The 21,044-nt window shown below is 65.7% G+C and carries 19 protein-coding genes and 1 pseudogene; 11 read left to right on the top strand and 9 right to left on the bottom strand.

All coding sequences use genetic code 11. From position 1 onward, the window contains the following. Positions 1-213 precede the first annotated feature (213 nt). A complete protein-coding gene (locus F5544_RS12950) occupies positions 214-1,161 on the bottom strand; it encodes an alpha/beta fold hydrolase (RefSeq protein WP_167473427.1) in 948 nt (315 codons plus the stop codon). A gap of 254 nt (positions 1,162-1,415) precedes the next feature. Between F5544_RS12950 and F5544_RS12945 the strand changes: the two genes are divergently transcribed. From F5544_RS12945 to F5544_RS12935, 3 genes are all read left to right on the top strand, one after another. Continuing rightward, positions 1,416-2,354 (top strand): SDR family NAD(P)-dependent oxidoreductase, encoded by a 939-nt coding sequence (locus tag F5544_RS12945; RefSeq protein ID WP_167473426.1) that lies wholly within the window; start codon positions 1,416-1,418, stop codon positions 2,352-2,354. After that, a complete protein-coding gene (locus F5544_RS12940) occupies positions 2,351-4,009 on the top strand; it encodes an AMP-binding protein (protein ID WP_238847217.1) in 1,659 nt (552 codons plus the stop codon). The genes F5544_RS12945 and F5544_RS12940 overlap by 4 nt, the downstream gene beginning before the upstream one ends. 307 nt (positions 4,010-4,316) lie before the next feature. Further along, positions 4,317-4,607: a hypothetical protein gene (locus tag F5544_RS12935; protein WP_167473425.1), complete on the top strand. Its 291-nt coding sequence runs from the start codon at positions 4,317-4,319 to the stop codon at positions 4,605-4,607. Positions 4,608-4,665: 58 nt separating this feature from the next. Here F5544_RS12935 and F5544_RS12930 read toward each other — a convergent pair whose 3' ends face one another. Beyond that, positions 4,666-5,514 (bottom strand): 3-oxoacyl-[acyl-carrier-protein] synthase III C-terminal domain-containing protein, encoded by an 849-nt coding sequence (locus F5544_RS12930; RefSeq protein ID WP_167473424.1) that lies wholly within the window; start codon positions 5,512-5,514, stop codon positions 4,666-4,668. A gap of 404 nt (positions 5,515-5,918) precedes the next feature. On the opposite strand from F5544_RS12930, the gene F5544_RS45945 reads away from it, so the two are divergent. Genes F5544_RS45945 through F5544_RS12915 form a run of 3 tightly spaced genes read left to right on the top strand, consistent with a single transcriptional unit; the run spans position 5,919 to position 8,811 of the window. Next, positions 5,919-7,046: an acyl-CoA dehydrogenase family protein gene (locus F5544_RS45945; protein WP_167473423.1), complete on the top strand. Its 1,128-nt coding sequence runs from the start codon at positions 5,919-5,921 to the stop codon at positions 7,044-7,046. After that, positions 7,043-8,539, top strand: coding sequence for an amino acid adenylation domain-containing protein (locus F5544_RS12920; protein ID WP_167473422.1), 1,497 nt, complete (start codon positions 7,043-7,045; stop codon positions 8,537-8,539). Before F5544_RS45945 ends, F5544_RS12920 begins: the two co-directional genes overlap by 4 nt. After that, positions 8,536-8,811 (top strand): acyl carrier protein, encoded by a 276-nt coding sequence (locus tag F5544_RS12915; RefSeq protein ID WP_167473421.1) that lies wholly within the window; start codon positions 8,536-8,538, stop codon positions 8,809-8,811. The genes F5544_RS12920 and F5544_RS12915 overlap by 4 nt, the downstream gene beginning before the upstream one ends. A gap of 58 nt (positions 8,812-8,869) precedes the next feature. Here the strand turns inward: F5544_RS12915 and F5544_RS12910 are convergent, their stop codons facing one another. Beyond that, the gene (locus F5544_RS12910; RefSeq protein ID WP_167473420.1) at positions 8,870-9,295 is read right to left on the bottom strand and encodes a response regulator transcription factor; all 426 of its coding nucleotides are present in this window, start codon (positions 9,293-9,295) and stop codon (positions 8,870-8,872) included. A 629-nt stretch (positions 9,296-9,924) separates the two neighbouring features. On the opposite strand from F5544_RS12910, the pseudogene F5544_RS47500 reads away from it, so the two are divergent. Further along, positions 9,925-10,773: pseudogene (locus tag F5544_RS47500) on the top strand (LysR family transcriptional regulator); the annotation flags it as partial. Positions 10,774-10,926: 153 nt separating this feature from the next. Here the strand turns inward: F5544_RS47500 and F5544_RS12900 are convergent. After that, complete coding sequence (locus F5544_RS12900) at positions 10,927-11,853, bottom strand: SDR family NAD(P)-dependent oxidoreductase (RefSeq protein ID WP_203217548.1); 927 nt, start codon at positions 11,851-11,853, stop codon at positions 10,927-10,929. A gap of 28 nt (positions 11,854-11,881) precedes the next feature. Beyond that, positions 11,882-12,661: a phytanoyl-CoA dioxygenase family protein gene (locus F5544_RS45940; RefSeq protein WP_203217547.1), complete on the bottom strand. Its 780-nt coding sequence runs from the start codon at positions 12,659-12,661 to the stop codon at positions 11,882-11,884. 301 nt (positions 12,662-12,962) lie between these two features. On the opposite strand from F5544_RS45940, the gene F5544_RS12895 reads away from it, so the two are divergent. The 3 genes from F5544_RS12895 to F5544_RS12885 are packed head-to-tail and all read left to right on the top strand — an operon-like array spanning position 12,963 to position 15,138. Then, positions 12,963-14,063, top strand: coding sequence for a cytochrome P450 (locus F5544_RS12895; protein WP_203217546.1), 1,101 nt, complete (start codon positions 12,963-12,965; stop codon positions 14,061-14,063). Between the two features lie 8 nt (positions 14,064-14,071). Continuing rightward, a complete protein-coding gene (locus tag F5544_RS12890; RefSeq protein WP_167473418.1) occupies positions 14,072-14,302 on the top strand; it encodes a ferredoxin in 231 nt (76 codons plus the stop codon). Beyond that, entirely contained in the window at positions 14,302-15,138 is an 837-nt protein-coding gene (locus F5544_RS12885; protein WP_167473417.1) for an SAM-dependent methyltransferase, read from the top strand. The genes F5544_RS12890 and F5544_RS12885 overlap by 1 nt, the downstream gene beginning before the upstream one ends. A gap of 95 nt (positions 15,139-15,233) precedes the next feature. Here the strand turns inward: F5544_RS12885 and F5544_RS12880 are convergent, their stop codons facing one another. Genes F5544_RS12880 through F5544_RS12865 form a run of 4 tightly spaced genes read right to left on the bottom strand, consistent with a single transcriptional unit; the run spans position 15,234 to position 19,509 of the window. Next, positions 15,234-16,055: an SDR family NAD(P)-dependent oxidoreductase gene (locus tag F5544_RS12880; RefSeq protein WP_167473416.1), complete on the bottom strand. Its 822-nt coding sequence runs from the start codon at positions 16,053-16,055 to the stop codon at positions 15,234-15,236. Between the two features lie 37 nt (positions 16,056-16,092). Beyond that, positions 16,093-17,064 carry an LLM class flavin-dependent oxidoreductase gene (locus F5544_RS12875; protein WP_167473415.1) on the bottom strand — a complete coding sequence of 324 codons (972 nt, stop codon included), beginning with the start codon at positions 17,062-17,064 and terminating at the stop codon, positions 16,093-16,095. Then, a complete protein-coding gene (locus F5544_RS12870; RefSeq protein WP_167473414.1) occupies positions 17,061-18,326 on the bottom strand; it encodes an LLM class flavin-dependent oxidoreductase in 1,266 nt (421 codons plus the stop codon). Before F5544_RS12870 ends, F5544_RS12875 begins: the two co-directional genes overlap by 4 nt. A gap of 19 nt (positions 18,327-18,345) precedes the next feature. After that, positions 18,346-19,509, bottom strand: a complete 1,164-nt coding sequence (locus F5544_RS12865) for a cytochrome P450 (protein ID WP_238847215.1) — start codon at positions 19,507-19,509, stop codon at positions 18,346-18,348. Between the two features lie 290 nt (positions 19,510-19,799). Between F5544_RS12865 and F5544_RS12860 the strand changes: the two genes are divergently transcribed. Continuing rightward, on the top strand, positions 19,800-20,846 hold the full coding sequence (locus F5544_RS12860) for an aldo/keto reductase (RefSeq protein WP_167473412.1): 1,047 nt from the start codon (positions 19,800-19,802) through the stop codon (positions 20,844-20,846). Positions 20,847-21,044: the final 198 nt, after the last annotated feature.

Here is a 21,044-nt window from a genome sequence, read left to right as displayed (position 1 = left end):
CAAGTGCGCTCCACGCACCTGGGATGGGTGAGGGCAGGCGTCATGGTCGCCGTGGACATCGACGCACGTCCCATGACTACTCCTCACCCCGAGTCAGTCACTATGACGGTAGTCATAGTGACTGAACTGTACTGCGACCACGGTCTGATTTCAATGCACGGTGCCTGATTCAGGCACGAGGCCGTACCGGCCGAAATTCCGAGGCCTTCACGCTCATCGGCGGATATGGTCGACGAACTCGTCGAAATGCCGGACAACTCCGGCGGGATCTTCGATCTGCGGCCAGTGCCCGATATTGTCACCGAGCATGACAACATCAGGATTCGGGATCAGCTCGCGATAACGAACAGCCATATGCGCACCGGAGTTCGGATCGCGGGGTCCGTCGATGAAACGAAGCGGCACCGCCGTGTCCTGCATCGCCGCAACCCATCGGTCCCGTCCAATGCGGCGATCGTGGAGGAACCGGCCGACCAGATGTGTCACCCGCTTGCCATGGTTATATGCCAGAATTTCATGCCACTGGCTCAACAAACGCCTCGACGGCTTTGTCTCGGGCCCGAACATCTCGGCGAGCGCGATATCCACGAGCCGGTCCGGCATCAGAAATGGGAAACGACCGACGACTGAACCGGCGACGGTATCCGAGAGCAACCTCTGGACGAGCCGGGGCCGATACACCTCATGGAAGAGACCGCCATTGAGAAAGGTGATCGATGCCAGCTTCGGCGCCTCTTCGTCCTCGATCGCTCGCGCGAGCAACTCCTGCGCGACACTCACGCCGATATCGTGGGCGATGATATGGCAGGTGCCGATGCCGAGCTCGCGAAGCAGCGCGACGTGCATGTCGGCGTGTGCCGCAACCGAATACCGGTAATGGACCGGCTTTGCCGAAAAGCCCATACCGAGCATATCGGGCGCGATGACACGAAAGTGCTTCGTGAGATGGGACCAGATCGACGCCCAGTCCCAAGAGCTGAACGGGTATCCGTGAATCAATAGCAACGCAGGCGCGCTGCGCCCATCGAGCACGCTGCCCTCATCGATGTAGAACACCTCGTGTCCCGAGAACTCGAAGAAACGTCCACGCGAGCGCCAGTTGATCAGGCCCTCGTCGGCAAGTACCTCGCCGGATCCGGCGGCCGATGCGGTCGGGGACATGTCCGCCTCCTCACTGGATCGGTTTTTCGTCCTCAGCCATTGCGACCCGTCCTTCGGCGGTATTTCGACCCACAGCTCGGGCCGGCCGTCATCCCAACTCCAGGGTACGAGCTCGCAGGTCAGACCCACTATGACATTCGTCATAGTGGGTTGGATCTTGACTACGGCAATCCACGAATCAACGATATATGACAGATGTCATAGTTCATCGCTGTGTTCTCGCCCGAGTACGGATTCGAAACCGGAGGATGCCAATGACGAACGCGACGAGGTGGACGCCGGAGCGTGTTTCGGCGTTGGTGATGCGGATCGTCGGCCCACATCGGTCGGCCGATGCGGCAGCGTTGCAGCGGGCGGTCGCGGGCAAGATCGTGGTGATCACCGGCGCCTCCTACGGTTTGGGTGCGGCGACGGCCCGGTTGCTCGGCAGTGCCGGCGCGACGGTCGTGCTGGCCGCACGCAGCGAGGGCAGGCTGGGTGAAGTGGCGGCGGATATCGAAGCGACCGGCGGCGAGGCCTTCACCTATCGGCTCGACCTCGCTGATGCGGCGAGCGTGGCCCACTTCGCATCCCGGGTACTCGGCGAGCACGGACATGTCGATTACCTGATCCACAACGCAGGCAAATCGCTGCGCCGGTCGATCCATCTGTCCTACGACCGGCCCAAAGACCTCGACGCCACCATTGGCGCGAACATGCTCGGTCCGATGCGTCTGACGCTGGACCTGCTGCCGTCCATGCGGGCGCGCGGGCGCGGCCACATCGTGAACGTCTCCACCGTGGGTGTGTTGTTCCCGGTGGCACCGAAGTGGGCGTTCTACCTGGCATCCAAGGCCGGATTCGATACCTGGATGCGGTCGGTGGCGATGGAATCCCGGACGGACGGAGTGGGGTTGACCACGGTGTATGCGGGACTGATGCATACCAGGATGAGCGCGCCGAGCGCCTGGATGCGGCGGCTGCCCGGGCATACCCCCGACCAGGCCGCACAGATCATCGCCTACGCACTGGTGCACCGGCCACGCGTACTGGCCCCGATGTACGGACGTGTCAGCCGGATCGGCGCGGCGCTGGCACCGGTCCCGATCGAACGGCTACTCGAACATATCCACCGACACCACGGCGACACCGAGGAAGCAGAACTGGCCGGGCTGACCGGTATCCGCCGGTCAGGGTTGGAGCTGGTGCGATGAACGCCGCCATCCGCACCACCGCCACCGCCCTGCGCCACCTGCTGATGTCGGGTTTGCTGCGTCCAGTCGGACCGGTGACCGCGGCACGCATGGCCCGCGCATGGCGACGCTACGGACGTTCACCGGCAACCCTTGTCGCCGTGTCCGCCGCCCGGTATCCGCGGCGGACTGCCGTCATCGATGAGCGGGGGTCACTGACCTACCGGCAGTTGCAGCAGCGGTGCGAGGCGATCACCGCCGCTCTCGCCGGCCGCGGCCGCACACCGCGATCGGTGGCGGTGCTGTGCCGCAACCATCGCAGTTTCATCGAAGGACTCGTCGTCGCCGGGCAACTCGGCGCCGACACCGTGCTGATCAATACCGAAATGCCTGCGGCACAACTGAATCGGATCCTCGACCAGTACAGCCCGGATCTGTTGATCGCCGACCGGGAATATGCCGCAGCGCTCGCCGACTACTCAGGGCGGATCGTCTTCGACACCGCCCGCCCCACCGAGCACGCGACACGGACATTGGACTGGCTGGCAGCCTCGGGACGTGGCCGTCGCACCCGGCGGGTACGTGGTGAAACCACGCTCACGATGCTGACCTCGGGCACCACCGGACTGGCCAAAAGTGTGTCCCGGGCCCCGCTACCGGCCGGCACGACCGGTCTCGGACTCTCCGCCATGGCGGCCATGCGATTACGCAGCGGCGACGTCACCCTCATCGCGACCCCGTTCTTCCACGGGTTCGGGCTGCTCAGCCTGCTGGCCACCCTCGGCACCGGGTCGACGGTGGTGTGCCGCAAACGATTCGACGCCCGCCGAACCCTTCATGACATCGACGCTCACCGTGTGAGCGTGCTCGCCGGGGTTCCGGTGATGCTCCAGCGCCTGCTCGCCGTCGGCGGCTCCGACCTATGCACGACCACACTGCGCCTGGCGGTCACCGGAGGAGCAACGGTACCCGCCGCTGTCGTCGCCGCCTTCCAGCACACGTTCGGGCCCATCCTGGTGAACGGGTACGGATCCACCGAAGCCGGAGTCATCTCCCTCGCCGAACCCAACCAACTCGCCGACAACCCCGCCACCGTCGGTACCCCCGTTCTCGGCCTGCGCCTGCGAATACTCAGAACCGATCGAACCGACTGCGAACCGGGTGTAGTCGGAACAATCTTCGTCCGCGGCGGAATCAGCTACACGGGCTACGTTCCCGACGCCGCGGGCACACCCGCCGAGGAAATCGTCGACGGCTACCTCAATACCGGCGACCTGGGCCACCTCGACGAGCATGGCCGCCTCTACATCGATGGACGCGCAGACGACATGATCATCTCCGGTGGCGAGAACATTTTCCCCACCGAAGTCACCAATGCACTACTGACCCATCCCGCTGTCACCGACGCCACAGTCATCGGAGTCCCCGACGATGAATATGGGCAAGTATTAACCGCCTACCTCGAACAAACTCCCGGCAGCGCACGCCCCAGCCCGGACGAACTCAAACTGCACCTGCGCACCACGCTGGAACGCTACAAAGTCCCCAAAACCTTCACCTGGGTCGACCGAATCCCACGCAACGCCACCGGCAAAGCCACCCTGCGCGGCCATACCGCGGGCCCGGAACCGGGTACCCGCGACCCCGCGTTCTGCCGACGAGGGGGGCAGCGATGACAGCCACCCTCTGGCTTGCGCTCGTCATCGCCACCCCGACCGCACTCGTCCTCCTGCAGGACCCTGATGCAATGGACTTCTACAGCCGTGCGACCAGTCGCGGTCACCGATCAAAAGGGAGGCAATTATTCCGTGCCTCGCCGAACGCCGGTGTCCGCGTCTCGCGGACTCGTCCTTCAGTTGACAGCAGGCCGGTTCCACCAGCCCGCCCTACAAAGTAGGAAGGCGAATTCGACAGGGCGATATCTAGTCAGTTCTCCGACAGTCCTGGTGCTGGGTGTCGGTCGCTGCCCCTATCGTTGGGCATATGACCGACATTGCTCCCCTGGCTGCCTCCGCGCGGGCCCGGTTCGGCGACCCGGGTGTTCACGCGGTCGTGCGGGCCGGGCGCACCGTGCACGCGGTCGGTTTCACTGAGTGGGTCGGGGGTGAAGTGGTTCCGGAGTTGCTGTGCCACACCGGCGTCGCCGGATGGTCCCCCGCAGCGCTGGAGCCGACCCGTGCGGACGTGACGTGCGCGCGCTGCCTGCGCAGGATCGGCGGGCACTCCTCGACCGGGCAACTTCCATTGTTCGGTGACGATCGCGCCGCCGGGTAACCAGCCGCACATCACGAATGATATTGCCGCACTTGCGGAACCGACGAGGCGACGGTGGTCAGGCTCCGGTGGATTCGAGGACTACCGCGGTTGTCGTTCCGCCGAGCCCGTGGGCGAGCAGGAGAATGTAGCGCCAGTCGACGCGTTCGACGTTGACCAGGTGGTCCAGGCCGACCAACGGGTCCGCCGGGCCGATATGCCCCACCCGGCGCGAGAGCTCCCATGGCGTGATGCTCGAGTCGAGCGATAGCGGCGTGAGAAATTGCTGCATGGTCAGTTGTAATCCCAGGAATGGGCATACGACGTGGTCGATATCACCGAGGCGGATACCGGCTTGTTCGGTCGCCGAATCGACCACCGACCGGACGTCATCGGCCACCACCTGCCAGATACGTTCACCATCCACGATTTCCTCGTGCCGCGTGCGCAGATATACCGGGCCGGTGAGTTTCTCGCGCTCGGGCGAAAAGGGGTTCAGACCGCGACCGATCGGCTCCAATTCGGGATCGCTGCGTGACGCAATACCGGCAATACGCGCGAATCCGGCCGCACGCGAAACGACGACCGCCGCGGCGCCGTCACCGAATGGATTACTGGACGTCCGCCAGCGATCGACCTCGTGTTCCCGCCAGCAATCACCCGCGGTAATGAGGGCGAGTTCGTCATCGTTTCGGCCCGCGAGATATGCGGCCGCCAACTCGAGTGCCACCAGGGCGCCATCACATCCGGCATCCAGGTCGCTGGCCAGACACCGGCCGGCCAGTGCGCCGAGCCGCCGGTGCACATAGGGCGCACCGTGCCAGAGGCGGCCACCGGGCGTGAGCATCATGCAATGTAATGCGAGGCCGATTTTCGCGGGAGAAAGCCGCGCCCGCCCGAGCGCCTGACGCGCCGCGTCCACCGCCATATCGGGAGAATACTGTTCGCTCGACGCAATGGTAACCGCGAGTTGTTGGGTATCGGCGGCGTCGCGTTTCGTCCAGGCACCGGCCGCGAGAGCCTCGTCGACCGGTACGGCCTCCGGTAGCACAGAACCGATTCCGGATAGAAATATATTACTCACTGCGCACGCACCTGCTTTCTTACCGAGCGCGCGTATACGACGCTCATGGCTCACTCCAGTCAATTCCTAGACCCTGTGCCGCCCCGCGTAAATTGAACCATCGCACTTGCCCAAAGGTTCATGTCCAAAAGTTCTATTGAATGCAAGATCACCATGGCATGAGAATGCAAGCAGGCCGACATCGGCGGAATTCCACCTGGGGAAATGTTCGGGCAGGCTTTACCGGCTACCTTGTTTCGAGGACATAGATGGATTTTGCACCGACCGCCGCGCAGCTCGAACGATACGAGGAGTTGCTCGACAAGACACGGGACCGGCTGACGGACGGCGAAGCGTCCGCCGCCGACAAGTGGAAGACCGCCGCGACCCTCGGATTCACCGGGTTGTGCATCCCTGCCGAGTACGGCGGCAGCGGTTTCGGCGCGCTGGACACGGCACTCTGCCTAGAGGCATTCGGCCGGGGGTGTCCCGACACCGGGCTCGTCTTCGCGGTCTCGGCCCACCTCCTGGCCGGCGCCGTAGCCATCCGGGATTTCGGCTCCGAACGCCTGCGCGGGGAGCTGCTGCCGGGACTCGCCGCGGGCGATCTGACGGCGGCCAACGCCATTACCGAGGACGATGCGGGTTCCGACACCGGTCGCCTCGCGGTGACCGCGCGCCGCGAGGACGACTCGTATGTGATCGCCGGGGAGAAATCGTTCGTCAGTAACGGACCGGTCGCCGACGTCCTCGTGACGTACGCGTCCACGGCCCCCGACGGCGGATTCCTCGGCATCTCCGCATTCGCGATCCCGTCCGACCGCAGCGGCATCCGGCTCGGCTCGCCCTTCCGCAAAATGGGATTGGACGGATGTCTGGCCGGACGGGTGGAATTCCAGGACAGCCAGGTGCCCGCGGACTATCTACTCGGCGACGAGGGCCAGGGTTCGGCGATCTTCGCGCACGCCATGACCTGGGAGCGCGCCTGCCTGTTCGCCACCTATATCGGGATGATGGACGATCAGCTCGACCGCTGTGTCGCGCATGCGCGACGGCGACGGCAGTTCGGTCGGCCCATCGCCAGGTTCCAGGCCGTATCGCATCGCATCGCGACGATGAAGCAGCGGCTCGAGGCCGCCCGGCTGTTGGTGTACCGGGCGTGTTGGCTCATCGACCAGGGGCATCCGGAGCAAGCCGCCGCAGCCGCGCTGTCCAAGGTCACGGTTTCCGAGGCCGCGGTGGCCAACAGCCTCGACGCCATTCAGATCTTCGGCTCGGCGGGATATCTGGTCGAGGGCGGGGTCGAGCGGTATCTGCGGGATTCCGTTCCGGCGCGACTGTTCTCCGGGACCAACGAGATTCAGCGCGACATCATTGCCCGGGAGATGGGCCTGTGAGTCTGCATCGACTACTTCTCGACGCGGCCGATCGGTATCCGGATCGGTTGGCCCTCGCGGGGCCACTGGGTGAGTTGAGCTATGCGGAACTCGTCCGGACCGCGGCAGGCGCCGCCGATGCGTTGGCGCGGCTGGGCGTCGGCCGGGGTGATCGGGTAATCGTGTGGGAAGACAAGTCCCCCATCGCAATTGCCGCGATGCAGGCCGTACTGCGCCTCGGCGCGGCCTACGTGCCCGTCGACGGCACAACTCCGCCGAGCCGGGTGGCGGCGCTCGCCGCGGACTGCGCCGCCGCGGCGGTGTGTTCCACGCGCTCGCCCGTCGCGGATCTTCCCCCGGATACGGGATGGCTCGATCCGTCGGTCCCCTCGTCCGCACCCCGTGCCGAGATCGTCGACACCGACCCCGACGACCTGGCCTACATCCTCTACACATCGGGCTCGACGGGAGCGCCCAAGGGTGTCTGCATCAGCCACGGAAATGCCCGCGCCTTTGTGGAGTGGGCCGTCACGATGTTGGACGCCGGGCCGGACGACAGGTTCGCCAACCACGCGCCGCTGACCTTCGACCTATCGGTGCTCGACCTCTACGCGGCGTTCGCCACCGGGGCCTCGGTTCATCTGATCCCCGCCGAACTCGCCTATGCCCCAGTGCAACTCGCCGAGTTTCTGCGCGAGCAGCGGATCACCGTCTGGTATTCGGTTCCCTCGGTTCTCATGCTGATGATGCGCGACGGCGGACTGCTCGACGCCCCGGCCCCGCCGTCGCTGCGCGCCGTACTCTTCGCGGGCGAGCCGTTCCCCATCGGACACGTTCGCCGGCTACGGGCATGGACCGGAGCGCGGCTGCTGAACCTGTACGGGCCGACGGAGACGAACGTGTGCACCGCGCACGAGGTGACCGATGCCGATCTGCTGCGTGACCGGCCGGCACCGATCGGTCAGGCCACCTGCGGCGACAAGGTCTGGGCCGAGCGCCCCGACGGTGTGGTGGCCGAATCGGGCGAAGAAGGTGAGCTGATCGTCGCGGGACCGACCGTGATGCTGGGCTACTGGGGGCAGGATCCGCAGCGCGGGGACTACCGGACCGGGGATGTGGTGCGGGTGCGCGAGGACGGCTCCTTCGACTATCTCGGGCGGCGGGATCAGCTGCTCAAGATTCGAGGCCACCGGGTCGAGCTCGGGGAGGTGGAGGCCACGCTCCTCGCGCACCCCGCCGTGGCGGAAGCCGTTGCGGCGGTGCGTGGTACGGGTATCGACGCCCGGCTCGCCGCATTCGTGGTGGCGCATCCGGACCAGCGACTCAGCGTGCTGGAGATCAAGCGTCACAGCGCGGAAAGGTTGCCGCGCTACATGATCCCGGACGAGGTGCACCTCGTGCCGTCGCTGCCCAGAACACGGACCGGAAAGACCGACCGCGCCGCGCTCCTCGCGGCATCCGAACGCGGGCACCGAACGGTGCCCCCTGCCGAAAGCACAAGGAGTACAACATGACGCAGGTCGAACTGACCGAACGACTATTGGCTTTCATCCGGGAACGGTTTCTCGATGACGACCCGGCCAGCAACCTGGACGGCGAAACCCCGCTACTCGACTGGGGCATCCTCAACTCGGTGAACACGGCGGAGCTGATCAGCTTCATCCGCTCGGAATTCGACTGCGCCGTGCACCAATCCAGCGTCAACGTTCGAAATTTCCGCAACGCCAACTGCATTGCCGCACTTATCGTCGACACGACCGAGGCGAGTCGAGATCAGTCGGCATGAGATTCCGTCTCGGCGCGCTGGTCCGTTGGACGACCACCGCGCCGAGACGGGGCCGTACTCAGCAGATCGCCGATTCGAGGTGATTCGGCATATAGGGACACGAACACCCTCGTCCCAGCACACTGCGCACGCTATCATCTTGTCTCGCAAGCTGATAGGCGTACGAGACCAGCCCGGCCTGCAAACGTGATTCGACACCGAGCTTTGCCATGATTCGTGCCACGTGCGCTTTTACCGTACGTTCGGTGATCTGCAATCGACCGGCAATGGCCCGGTTCGACTGCCCATTCCCAAGCAACCAGAACACTTGAATCTCCCGAGACGACAACAATGCTGCCCGCGCCGTCTCGTTGTGCCATGTCGGAGGAGTATCCTCGGTCGAGCAATCTTGCCGAACCAGATTTCCCTGCCCAAGCTCTTCAGACATCAAATCTTTCTTCCCATGGCTGCCGCGGGCTTTACCATACCCGGCCGTCTTCCCCATATCCGAGAGCGCGCATCACATTCCGCCGAAGCGACATCTCGTGCCCACAAAGGCAATACGATTCCCATGCGGGTAGCGGAGATCGAGATGTCCACGGAGAATCCATGATCGGAGGCTCTCAGCCGACTCAGACTCGCAAAACCCCCTTTTTCCAGGCGATCCGACTAAACAACATCCTATCTATCGATGATGTTACCGTACCTGAAAGTTTGTTCCAGCCGGAACCTTGGAACAGGTATCGAATCCCAGCTCGGCGCACGTCTCGGTCGACGAAAACGCCACTGCCACAACAACGATCACGCTCCGATGCCTGATCGATTCAATACCACCGAACGGAAAAGTTTTGCGCCACAGAGCAGTCGGAATCTTCCCCTGCTCCACTCCCGCCGATGCCGGTATACGCCAACGACTCTCGTACACAGGCACCCGGGCGCGCGACCACCGATCGAGGTGGCTCGTCGAGATAGCCGACATCGATCGCGACGGAATTCCATTCATACTTGAATGTAAAATCTCCGCCTCCTCATACGACGGGATCGCTGGGGCCGAGGCTCCGGTGCGCACTCCTTCTTGTACTGTCGTCCTGGTTGAACATTTGACTCGATGACGCGTCCCCTGTCCAACAACCGGTGCATCCGGCCCGACAGCCAACTGTTGTGAGAGGAGCAGGTTTGGAGCTGGACCTAGGTGCGGTCCGCGCCTTCATCACCATCGCCGACCGCCTGCACTTCAGCGAGGCCGCGGACCAGTTGGGGCTGACCCAGCAGGCGATCTCCAAGCGAATCTCGAAGCTGGAAACCGCATTGGGCACAACGCTGTTCCGCCGATCCCGGCAGGGGAACACACTCACCGAGGACGGACTCGCCTTCCTCCCCCAGGCCCGAGCCCTCATCGCGCTGGCCGATCAAGCCACCGCCTCACTGCGGGGGCGCAATCGTCCGCTGCGCGTCGACGTGCTCGGCACCCGCCTCACGGCCACCGAACTGGTCAGGACGTTCCACGAGATCCATCAGGATGTGGAGATCGACGTCGTGACGTCCAGCGGACTGCGCAGCGGGCGGTCCGCGTTGATCGACGGCACGATCGATGTCGCCTTCGCGCGGGTGGTCGGTGCGCTGGATCCCGCCATCGAACATATGCCCGCGTATCTCGAACCGCTGCATATTCTGGTGGGCCGCAAACACCCGCTGGCCGACCAGCGCCGAATCCAGCTCGCCGATCTCGGGAATTCGATCGCCCGGATGCCCGGCAACGAGCCGGGCAGCGAATGGGCGCAGTTCTACGACGATCTCGCCCAAGCCTTCGGGCTCACCATCGATGCCGATGGACCGAACTTCGGCTTGGATCACACGCTCGACGAGATCGCCGGATCACCCGATGTCTACATGTTCTCCGGCGAACGATTGCGCGTCCCTTGGCATCCCGACATCTGCCAGATCCTGATCGTCGACCCGACCCCCGGCTATCCGCACTCCATGCTGTGGCACCGGCGCAACCAGCATCCGGCTCTGCCCCGGCTCATAGGTCACATCGCCGCCGATTTCCGCCCGTTCGACCCTGAACGTCACTGGCTGCCCCGGCCGAGATCAGCGGGGGACTTTGGGGCCGGTCCACCTGAGCGACAAGGTCTTTCACGGAGCGAGGCCGACCAGTGCGGCGGTCTCTCGCCAAAGTCGTTCGCAGCGTTCGGGATCGGTGGTGTGGGGCGCGGGCTCGACCGGAGTGCGGCCGGCATAGAAGCGGCCGGTTATCCCGTCCAGCTCGGGCGAGACGGCCAACCAGATGGGTGTCCGCGCGCCGACCTCGGGACCTGGCAGCTCCGCGGGATCGGACCGACCATGCTCCCAACGCCCGACACCGGGCTGCGGACCGGGCTGCGGCAGAATCCCGTCGCGGTGTGCCCGCACGATGATCGGGCCGAGCCCCGGCGCCTCCGTGCCGAGCCCCGTACCGGCAATCGTGCCGGGGTGACAGACATTGACGGTGACGCCGGTGCCGTCCAGCCGCCGGGCGAGGGCATGGGCGAACATCGTATTCATATTCTTGCTGCGCGCATACCCGTAGTACGGCCACAGGCCGGTGTGCTCGCCGAGGCGTTCGGGGTCGGCGCAGATGATGTCGTCCAGATCGACCGGCTCGTGCGCCAGCAGGACCGGGTCCGAGCCGATGATGATCAACCTGGCGTGATCCACCATCGCGGACAGGGTCCGCAAGAGCAGATACGGCGCGAGATAGTTGATGGTCAGCATCCGGGGCAGACCGGCGGACGTCATGCGGTCCACGGGCGCCACCACGGCGGCATTGCTGACCACGACATCCGGTGGCGGCCCGGCCGACAGTCCTTCGGCGAGACCGCGCACCTCGTCCAGTTCGGCGAAATCGGCCCGCGCCAAGGCGAGTTCGGCGCCGGGCACCTCCGCGGCGATCCGATCCCGAGCCGCGCGGAGCCGAGAATCGCTGCGGCCCACCAGCGTTACCATCCGGCCGGGTCCGGCGAGGCCACGTGCGATCGCCTCGCCGATCCCGTTGGTCGCCCCCGTCACGACCGCGTGCTTCACTGCGCTCCCTCGTCGAACTTGTTCGTGCTCAAGCGAACTCGGCAACCCGCGGGTAGATGTCGTCGGGCGGCAGCTGGCCGGCCTCCAGGTCCGCCCACTGGTGGCCCGGATGCGGCCGGTAGGTCGACTCGGCGTCGGTGTAGGTGGTGATGAAGGCGACGCGGTCGCCGTCGGAGGTGTTGCCGCCCGCGGTGTGTCCGGTCCGCCACTGATGGAAGGTGGCATCACCGGCGCGCAGCGGAACGGTGACCCGCCGTTCCCAGGCGAGCTGCGGATAGGTGTCGAACAGATAGGAATCCGGATTCTCCTGCGCCGCGGCCAGCGGAGCGCGGAACGGCTCCGGCCGCCGATGCGAACCGGGGATGAAGGTCATGCAGCCGCGCTCGACCGGGACGTCCACCAGCGCGATCCACGCGTTCAGCAGGATCCGGCCCTCCAGCGGCGCGAGCGTCAGATCGTCGTGCCACATGGTGGGCAGTTCGTCGCCCGGGGACTTGACGAGGGTTTCGCCGCCCCACACCCGCAGCGAGAGACCGGACAGCTGTTCGGCGATCGCGCCGACCCGGGGGTGACGGGCGAGGGCGCGTAGCGCCGGATTGTTGCGGAACGCGTCCTTGGTGGTCCGGACCGCCGTCCGGCCGACCTTCATACCCATTCCGGCCACCATGCCCTCGCGCTCGATCGCCTCCAGCGCGGCCTCCCGGTAGTGCGCTACTTCCTCCGGGGTGAGCACATTCGGAATGTGCGTGAAACCGTCCTCCCTGAACTGCGTAACATAGCGCTGATCAACGACGTCCGATCGGGTCACGTCGATTCTCCCGTCATTCCTGGGCATGAACTAGCTATTTCTAAACGCGCTCGGGACCCGCCGTAAAGTGAACCTTCGTGCATCGCACAAAGGTTTAATGTACGAAGGTTCACTTCTAATGCGCCGTCGACCTGCGCAAGACTGCGAGCATGTCGACATCCGTTGCAGAGTTACCGGAGACAGCGCAATGACGACGTTCGATGAAAATCAGGCGGTTCGCGGTTTTCCGATGCGGCGTCGATGTCCGTTCGCTCCGTCAGCGGAATACGCCGAGCTCCGGGAAAAGGGACCACTCGCTCGCGTGGTGCTGCCGAGCGGACAGTCGGCGTGGGTGGTGACCCGGTACGACGAGGTGCAGCGAGTACTGGCCCATCCGCGGATCAGTACCGATATCACCCGGCCCGGCTTCCCGGAGCTGACCTCGGATCCGGATGCCGAACGCTATCAGCTGTTCGAGGGCGAGTTCTTCAATATGGATTCGCCGCGGCACGATTTCTACCGGCGCATGCTGATCCCCGAGTTCAGCTTCAAGCGCATCAAGGCGCTGCGGGCCGGCATTCAGACCATGATCGACGAGCTGCTGGACACCATGCTCTCGAACGGTTCCCGCGCCGATCTGGCCGAGGCGTTCGCGCTGCCGGTCGCGTCGCTGGGCATCTGCCAACTCCTCGGCATTCCGTACGAGGATCACAAGTTCTTCCAGTCCCGGGTGCGGACCCGCAAGATCGAGGCATCCGAGGACATGCTGGCCCCGGTCGCGGAGCTGCGGGCCTACACGGACGCGGTGATCAGCCGGGCCGAGCGGGATCCCGGCGACGACCTCATCGGCAGGCTGGTCACCCAGCGGGTCCTGACGGGCGAGATCAACCACAACGAGGCCGTCGGCATGGTCCTGCAGTTGCTGATCGCCGCGCACGAGACGACGTCGAACATGATCATGCTCGGCACGCTCACCCTGCTGCGGCATCCCGGGCAGCTCGCCGAACTGCGTGCCGATCCGACGCTGTGGCCCGGTGCGGTGGAGGAATTGCTGCGCTACCACTCGATCGCCGACGGACCGACCTTCGCCCGCATCGCCCTCGCCGATATCGAGGTCGGTGACCAGGTCATCCGGGCGGGCGACGCCGTCTTCGCGCTGTGCGCCTCGGCGAATCACGACGAACGAGCCTTCCCCCGGGCCGGCGAATTCGATATCCACCGCAGCGCGGGCAACCACCTCGCCTTCGGATACGGCGTCCACCAGTGCATCGGCCAGAACCTGGCCCGGGCCTGGCTCGAGACCTCCTACGAGACGCTGTTCCGGCGCGTGCCGACGCTTCGGCTGGACGCGCAGGTCGAGGACCTGTCGTTCAAATACGACGCCGCGATCTTCGGCCTGGACGAATTCCCCGTCGTCTGGTGAGCGCCCGCATGCATATCTCCGCGGACCGGGACCGCTGCATCGGCGTCGGGCACTGCCTGCGCACGGCCCCCGACATCTTCGACTCCGGAGCGGACGGGCGGGTCGTGGTCATCGATCCCGAACCCGATCCGGCGCGCGCCGACACGGTGCGAAAGGTCGTCCAGCTCTGCCCGAATGCCGCCATCGCACTTCTGGACGACCCTCGAGAAGAATCCGCAACCGAACGGGAAGAGACCTGATGACAGTCAGCACGGATGATGTGGCCAGCTTCTACGACGGAACCGACAAGTTCAGTCTGGAGGGCAAGATCGATGAGCTGTGGGGGGCGAACCTGCACTACGGCTACTGGGAGAACAGCACCGACGAGGACGGTCCCATCGAGGCCGCGACGGATCGGCTCACCGACCTGATGATCGCGGGCCTGAACGCGCAACCCGGCCAGCACATGCTCGATATCGGTTGCGGCAACGGCAATCCGACGCTGCGCCTGGCCCGCACCAAGGGCGTATCCGTCGTCGGGATCACCATCAGCAAGCTGCAGGCCGAGCAGGCGCAGGCCCGGGTCGCCGAACTCGGCATCGCCGACCGCGCCGAATTCCGGTTGGCCGATGCGATGAAGATGCCGTTCCCGGACGATTCCTTCGATCTCGCCTGGGCACTGGAATCGATGTTGCATATGCCCGACCGCGGCCAGGTGCTGGCCGAGGCCGCCCGCGTGCTGCGCTCGGGCGGACGGCTGGCGATCGCCGACGTCGTCGAGCGCGGGCCCGTCGGCCCGGAGGGCAAGATCGTGCTCGACCATATTCGCAGCACCTACAAAATCCATTCGCTCGGTACCGCCGACGAATATCGCGCACACCTGGCCGCCAACGATTTCGTCGATGTCGAGATCACGGATATCACCGACAAGGTAAATCGCACCGGAATCGTGCTGGCCAAAACCGTCGAAAAGAAGCGCGCCGAATTCCTGCGGCACGCCACCGAACAGGAACTCGACTCGTTCACCGATTTCATGCGCCGGGCGGCCGCCACGCCGGAGAACGGCTATTTGTTCATCACCGCCACTCGCCGCTGACAGTTGCCGGGTCGCGCTACCGTCGCGGCCCGGCATTTTTCTGCGACGAATATATAGAAGGGGCGCGGCCGCCGTTCGAAGCCGCGCCCCTTTCTCTATGAGGTCGAACCGGCCCGCGCGAAGGCGGCGGCGATCTCCCGGTGCCGCTGCTCGATCGGTCCGTACCACTCCGCATGGGTCACGGCGTACAGGTCACCGTTTTTGATGGCATCGACCACCAGCGCGCCGACCTCATCGGGTTGCAGCCACCGCTGCGAGCGGTATTCCTCCTCGGTCATCCGGAAATCGGTCAGCCCGCCGCCCGCATAGCGCTGCGGCCGATTGCGGGTGCTCGTCGCGACATTGGTTTGCACTGTGGCCGAACACAATACGGTCGCCCCGACCTTCGAACCGTCCTGTTCGAGCTCGCCGGCCAGCGCCTCGGTGAGCGCGACCACCCCGTACTTGCTGACGGCGTACGCGGCCAGCGGCGGTTGGGAGAACAGACCGAATATCGATGCGGTGTTCACGATGTGGCCGCCGTCCGCGTTGGCCTTCAGGATCGGCAGGAAGGTTTGCACGCCGTGGATGACGCCGAAGAGGTTCACGCCGAGCATCCACTGCCAGTCCTCGATGGTGAGATCGGCGATCCGCCCGATCGGCCCGACACCGGCATTGTTGAAGACGACGTGCACGGCGCCGAACCGATCGGTCGCCGCCCGGGCGAGTGCCCGCACGCTGTCCAGGTCGCTGACGTCGGTGGGGATACCGACCGCGCCGATCTCCGCCGCGGTCCGCTCCAGGGCGTCGCGCTCGATATCGGCGATGATCACCCGCATCCCCTCGGCGACGAGTTGCCGGGCGGTGCCTTTTCCGATGCCGGAGGCGCCGCCGGTGACCACGGCGACCTTTCCGCGCAGATCCGGATATGCGCTCATCTGTGGTTCGCTCCTGTCCGATGTGGTCGGGTGGCCGTCATGCCGCGGTCCATCTGCTGAGTGGGCGGGGTAGGCCGAGCCGCTCCCGCAGTGTCCGGCCCGCCGCCTGCGCCGATCGGTCGCGCACGGCGATGGCGGTCGCCAATATGTCGGCGTACGCCTTCTCTGCCGAATCCTGCTGTGCGGCAAGCAAACTGAATCCGTCGACGGGCTCTCGCAGCAGCTCGTCCACCGGGGTGGCCGCCGACCGCTCCGCCAGGATCAGTACGTCGCCGCGCCGCCGACCGGCGCCGAGCGCCGCCTCGGTCACCGCATCCCCGATCTCGCGCACCTCGTCGGCCCGATCGATCGGCACGATGGCGACGTCGGCGACCCGGCCCGCGAGCGCGGCGGCCTCGGCGCTGTCGGCCCGGCGTACCAGCACCGGATGCCCCTGCGGCGGGCGGGCGATATTGAGCGGGCCCGCCACGTCGAAATATTCACCCTTGTGGCCGAGCGTATGCAGCCGCTCCGGCAGGAAGTAGACGCCGGATTCGCGGTCGCGCAGGAATGCGTCGTCGTCGAAGCTGTCCCACAGCCCGGCGACGACATCGGCGAATTCCTCGGCGCGAGCAAGCTGCCGATCGACTGCCGCCGGGGCGCCCGCGTGATAGTTGGCGGTGTCGGCGCTGTCGCCGGGTGTGCTCATTTCCCATCCCGCACGTCCGCCGCTGAGATAGTCGATCGTGGCGAGCAACCGGGCCACGTGGTACGGCGCGAGATGTTCGGTCGAGATCGACGACACCAGTCCGATGCCGTCGGTCGCGGCGGCCAGCGCGGCCGCCAAAGTCCCGGCCTCGAAGGCGCCTGGCCCGGCCGGTTGCCGGCTTTGGCGGTCGTCGAACAGCAGGGCGTCGATGCCCGCGCGTTGCGCGGCGCGCGCCCAATCGCGGACGTGAGCGAAGGTGGTGCGGCCGTTGCCGCCGCCACCTCCCGCGGTGGTCAGTTGGGCGAAGAGCACCGTGGTCATCGGGCACCTGCCAGTGTCGATTCGGCGAGGCCGAGATTGTCCCGCAGGGTGCCGTCGACATAGGACGTGCGCACCAGCCCCCTGCGCCGCAGCTCCGGCACGACCTGCTCGACGAAGTCGTCCAATGATGCAGGCAGACAAGGGAAGTCGATGAGGAACCCGTCGGCGGCGCCTTGGCTGAACATGGTCTCCATATGGTCGGCGATCTGCTCGGGGGTGCCCGCGACGACATCGCCCGCCGTGCGCAGGGACAGCTGGCGCAGGGTCAGCTTCTCCCGGTGCGCGAGGTCGATCCAGCGCTGGGCGGTGCTGCGCGAATTGTTCGTGACGGGGAGGTCGGGCACCGGCCCGTCCAGCGGGTAGTCGGTCAAGTCCACCTCACCCAGTTGAGCCTGCAGCGCGCGCAGCGCGACGATATCCGGCATCAGCTCCTGCAACTCCCGCAGCCGGTCCCGCGCCTCGGCCTCGGTGCTCGCGACGATCGGCTGCAATCCGGGCCAGATCTGAATTGTGTTGGGGCCGCGACCATTCGCGGCGGCACGCGCCTTCATGTCGGCGTAGAACTCCTGTGCGTCGGACAGCCGCGGGTGCCGGGTGAAGAGCACCTCGCCGTGCCGGGCCGCGAACGCGCGGCCGACCGGGGACGCGCCGGCCTGGAAGATCACGGGTCGCCCCTGCGGCAGGGGCGCGATGTTGAGCGGACCGCGAACATCGAAGAACCGCCCGCTGTGTTCGATCGGCTCGTCGCCCGATGTCCACAGCCGATTCGTCACCGAGACGAACTCGTCCGCCCGCGCATAGCGCAGATCGTGCTCCATATGCTCGGGGAAACCGAAGTTGCGCGACTCCCAGGGCGCGGCGGAGGTCACCACATTCCAGCCCGCCCGGCCACCGCTGATGTGCTCGAGCGACGCGAATTTCCGTGCGAGATCATAGGGTTCGTTGTAGGTGGTGGTCGCCGTCGCGACCAGCCCGAGGTGCTCGGTCGTCGCGGCGTAGGCCGACAGCAGGGCGAGCGGCTCGAGGTGCTCGTTGCGGGCGGTCCGGCTCAGATGCTCCACATCCGTGCCCCACAGCGCGACCACGTCGGCGACGAAAAGGCAGTCGAATACGGCACTTTCGAGCGTTTCGGCATTGCGGCGGTGGAACTCGAAATCCAGCTGCGCGTCGGCCGGGGTCCGCGGATGCCGCCAAGCGGCGATATGGCCGCCCGGCCCATCGATACATGCGCCGAGGCGCAGCGTTCTTTGCTGCTGTGTCATGGTTTTTCCTCGTCTCGGATCAGTCCGGCAGGATCGGCGGCGCGGCGACGCCGCCCGTCTCCGTGCCGATGCGGGGTCCCGGGGTGAAGTACGCGGGCATCCGCACGAAGCCGTTGATCTGCCCGACCGTGGGGTACTTCTGGGCCCCATCGATCCGGTAGTCCGGTATGCGGCGCAGCACCTCACCGATGACAACCTCGAAATCCATTCGGGCGATGTGGCGTCCGATGCAGCGGTGGATGCCGATACCGAACGCGGCCTGTTTGCGCGCATCGCGATCCAGATCGATGACATCGGGATCCGGGAAGACCTTCGCATCCAGATTCGCTGCGGCCCAAGACAATAGGATCCGCTCGCCCTTTGCCACCGGGCAGCCGTCGATCTCGGTGTCCGCCGTCGCGGTGCGGCCGACACCCATGACCGGGGTGTAGTACCGCAGGAATTCGTCGCAGGACGCGGGAATCCGCTCCGGCGCATCGATCAGCAGCTGCCGGGCCTTCCGGTTGTGCTCGAGGTAGTCCAGTGTCGAGGCGAGCAGCGCCGTCGTGGTGTCGACTCCGCCGGGGATCACCGCATTGCACACCGCGACGATGTCCTCGTCGGAGATCTTGGCGCCGTCGATCTCGAGCTGGGTCAGGAAGCTCAGCAAATCGTCGCCGGGCTCGGCACGCCGCTTCGGGATCAGCTCGCGCACGGTCTCGATGAGCTGCGCGAAACCCGCCTCGACCCGCGCGAATTCCGGTGTGCCCGGTGGCGTGTACACCAGTGCGTGCACGACGTCGGCGTACAACCGCCAGTCGTCCATCGGCAGCCCGACGATATCCAGCGTGACCAGCGCGGGCACCGGATTCGCCAGATCCAGCACGAGATCGATCGCGCCGCTTTCGATGTGCTGATCGAGGCACCAGGTGGCGTACCGCTGGATGCGGGGGCGCAGCCGCCGGGCCGCCTGCGGCGAGAAGAAGACGTTCAACGCCTTGCGCCACTCCAGGAATTCGGGCGGGTCGAGCTCGAGCGGCAGCCCGCGGAAGGAGGAGGCGGGTACCACGGTCCCCTGCGGCCTGCCCGGGGTGTTCGGCAGCTCGTGCGCCGAGGAGAACAGCTGCGGCTGATGCGCCACCTGCGATACCTGCTGGTATCCGGTCACCAGCCAGAAACCACCGTGCCGGCCGCTGTACGCCACCGGCGTTCGGCTATTCAATGCAATGTTTGCGGCCCATGGATCACGGGCGTACTCGGCCGAATGGTGATCGTAGTCGACTTCCGGCACTTTATCGGACATTCCCATCCTCGAATCCCGTGGAAGGTGCGCTGCACATCAATTCGTTCGTACCGCACCGAAACCCGAGTGTGAATTGAACCTTCGTGCATTTTCCGCCCGTCCGTGTACGAAAGTTCAATTCAACTGCGCCCGACGGGTAGGCAAGGATGAAAACGCTTGCTCGGGACCAGAGGCCAGCGAGGTGGTAATAGATGAAGCAGGTACTACTCGGCGCCAGCGGCGTCGGCACGTCGATGTTCGCGCTCGGCACCGCGACTTTCGGCGATTCCACCGACGAAGCCGAAGCCGGCCGCGCGCTGGACGTATTCGTGGATTCCGGCGGGCTGCTGATCGACACCGCCGACGGCTACACCGGCGGGCGCGCCGAGGAGATCGTCGGGCGCTGGCTGGGCAGGCAACCCGCCGAGATCCGTGCCCGCGTCCTCATCGCGACCAAGGGCGGCGGGTACACCACGACCGCCGCGATGAACGAGTGGGGCAACACCAGGCACAACCTCACCCGGGCGCTCGACACCTCGCTCACCAAACTCGGGCTCGATTCCATCCCGCTCTACCAGGTGCACGCGTGGGATCCCCTGACCCCCTTGGAGGAGACGCTGTCCTTCCTGGACAACGCGGTGCGCCAGGGCAAGATCCAGTACATCGGGCTGTCCAATTTCACCGGCTGGCAGCTGCAGAAGGCCGTCGACCTGGCGAAAACCCTCGGTCTGATCGGGCCGGTGGTGTATCAGGCGCAGTACAGCCTGCTGTGCCGCGAGGTGGAATGGGAGATCATTCCGGCCGGTATGGCCAACGGCCTGGGCCTGCTGGCCTGGTCCCCGCTGTCCGGCGGGTTGCTCACCGGCAAGTACACCACCGACGAACGTCCACGGGACTCCCGCTTCGGTGCGCAGCTGGACCGGGGAATGATGCACGACAACTATGTCGCGGCGCTCTACAGCTCACATGTCGCGCAGGACCGCACCTGGGCGGTGCTGAAGATCCTGCACGATATCGCCGCCACCAGGAATGTGACGCCCGCCGTCGTAGCCCTGGCCTGGGTCACCGCCCGGCCCGGGGTCAGCTGTGTGGTTCTCGGCGCCCGCAACAGCGAACAGGTGGCAGCCAACATGGCGGCGCCCGACCTCACCCTGGACGCCGACGAGCTAGCGCGGCTGACCGAGGCGAGCGATCCGGCTCCGAGCGGCTATCCCTACGGCAAGTTCGGCGCCGCACTGCGGGCCCGCCTGCTGCCGTGACGGCGCGGCGGAATTCCCGCCTTTGTGCGGCGAATTGAACTTTTGTACACAGCACTATTTTGCGTGTACCAAGGTCCACTTTACCGCCGGGCCGGTATTACGTAGAAATTATTTGAAAGAGATTTCTCTCGCCGGTTCGCCGGTCAATTGACGACGGAACTCGGATGCGCCGCGCGCGCCGAAACTCCGTTTCCGACT

Source organism: Nocardia arthritidis, assembly GCF_011801145.1.
Classification (GTDB): Bacteria; Actinomycetota; Actinomycetes; order Mycobacteriales; family Mycobacteriaceae; genus Nocardia; species Nocardia arthritidis_A.
The sequence above is the reverse complement of the archived record's forward strand: the minus strand, read 5'-3'. Positions and strand labels throughout refer to the sequence as shown.

Bases quoted from the DNA above. Each gene is read 5' to 3' on its own strand.
- F5544_RS12860 (WP_167473412.1), top strand. From the start codon at position 19,800: ATGAAGCAGGTACTACTCGGCGCCAGCGGCGTCGGCACGTCGATGTTC.
- F5544_RS12945 (WP_167473426.1), top strand. From the start codon at position 1,416: ATGACGAACGCGACGAGGTGGACGCCGGAGCGTGTTTCGGCGTTGGTG.
- F5544_RS12950 (WP_167473427.1), bottom strand. From the start codon at position 1,161: ATGTCCCCGACCGCATCGGCCGCCGGATCCGGCGAGGTACTTGCCGAC.
- F5544_RS12885 (WP_167473417.1), top strand. From the start codon at position 14,302: ATGACAGTCAGCACGGATGATGTGGCCAGCTTCTACGACGGAACCGAC.
- F5544_RS12935 (WP_167473425.1), top strand. From the start codon at position 4,317: ATGACCGACATTGCTCCCCTGGCTGCCTCCGCGCGGGCCCGGTTCGGC.
- F5544_RS12875 (WP_167473415.1), bottom strand. From the start codon at position 17,064: ATGACCACGGTGCTCTTCGCCCAACTGACCACCGCGGGAGGTGGCGGC.
- F5544_RS45945 (WP_167473423.1), top strand. From the start codon at position 5,919: ATGGATTTTGCACCGACCGCCGCGCAGCTCGAACGATACGAGGAGTTG.
- F5544_RS12940 (WP_238847217.1), top strand. From the start codon at position 2,351: ATGAACGCCGCCATCCGCACCACCGCCACCGCCCTGCGCCACCTGCTG.
- F5544_RS12930 (WP_167473424.1), bottom strand. From the start codon at position 5,514: ATGGCGGTGGACGCGGCGCGTCAGGCGCTCGGGCGGGCGCGGCTTTCT.
- F5544_RS12870 (WP_167473414.1), bottom strand. From the start codon at position 18,326: ATGACACAGCAGCAAAGAACGCTGCGCCTCGGCGCATGTATCGATGGG.
- F5544_RS12880 (WP_167473416.1), bottom strand. From the start codon at position 16,055: ATGAGCGCATATCCGGATCTGCGCGGAAAGGTCGCCGTGGTCACCGGC.
- F5544_RS12890 (WP_167473418.1), top strand. From the start codon at position 14,072: ATGCATATCTCCGCGGACCGGGACCGCTGCATCGGCGTCGGGCACTGC.
- F5544_RS12915 (WP_167473421.1), top strand. From the start codon at position 8,536: ATGACGCAGGTCGAACTGACCGAACGACTATTGGCTTTCATCCGGGAA.
- F5544_RS12910 (WP_167473420.1), bottom strand. From the start codon at position 9,295: ATGGGGAAGACGGCCGGGTATGGTAAAGCCCGCGGCAGCCATGGGAAG.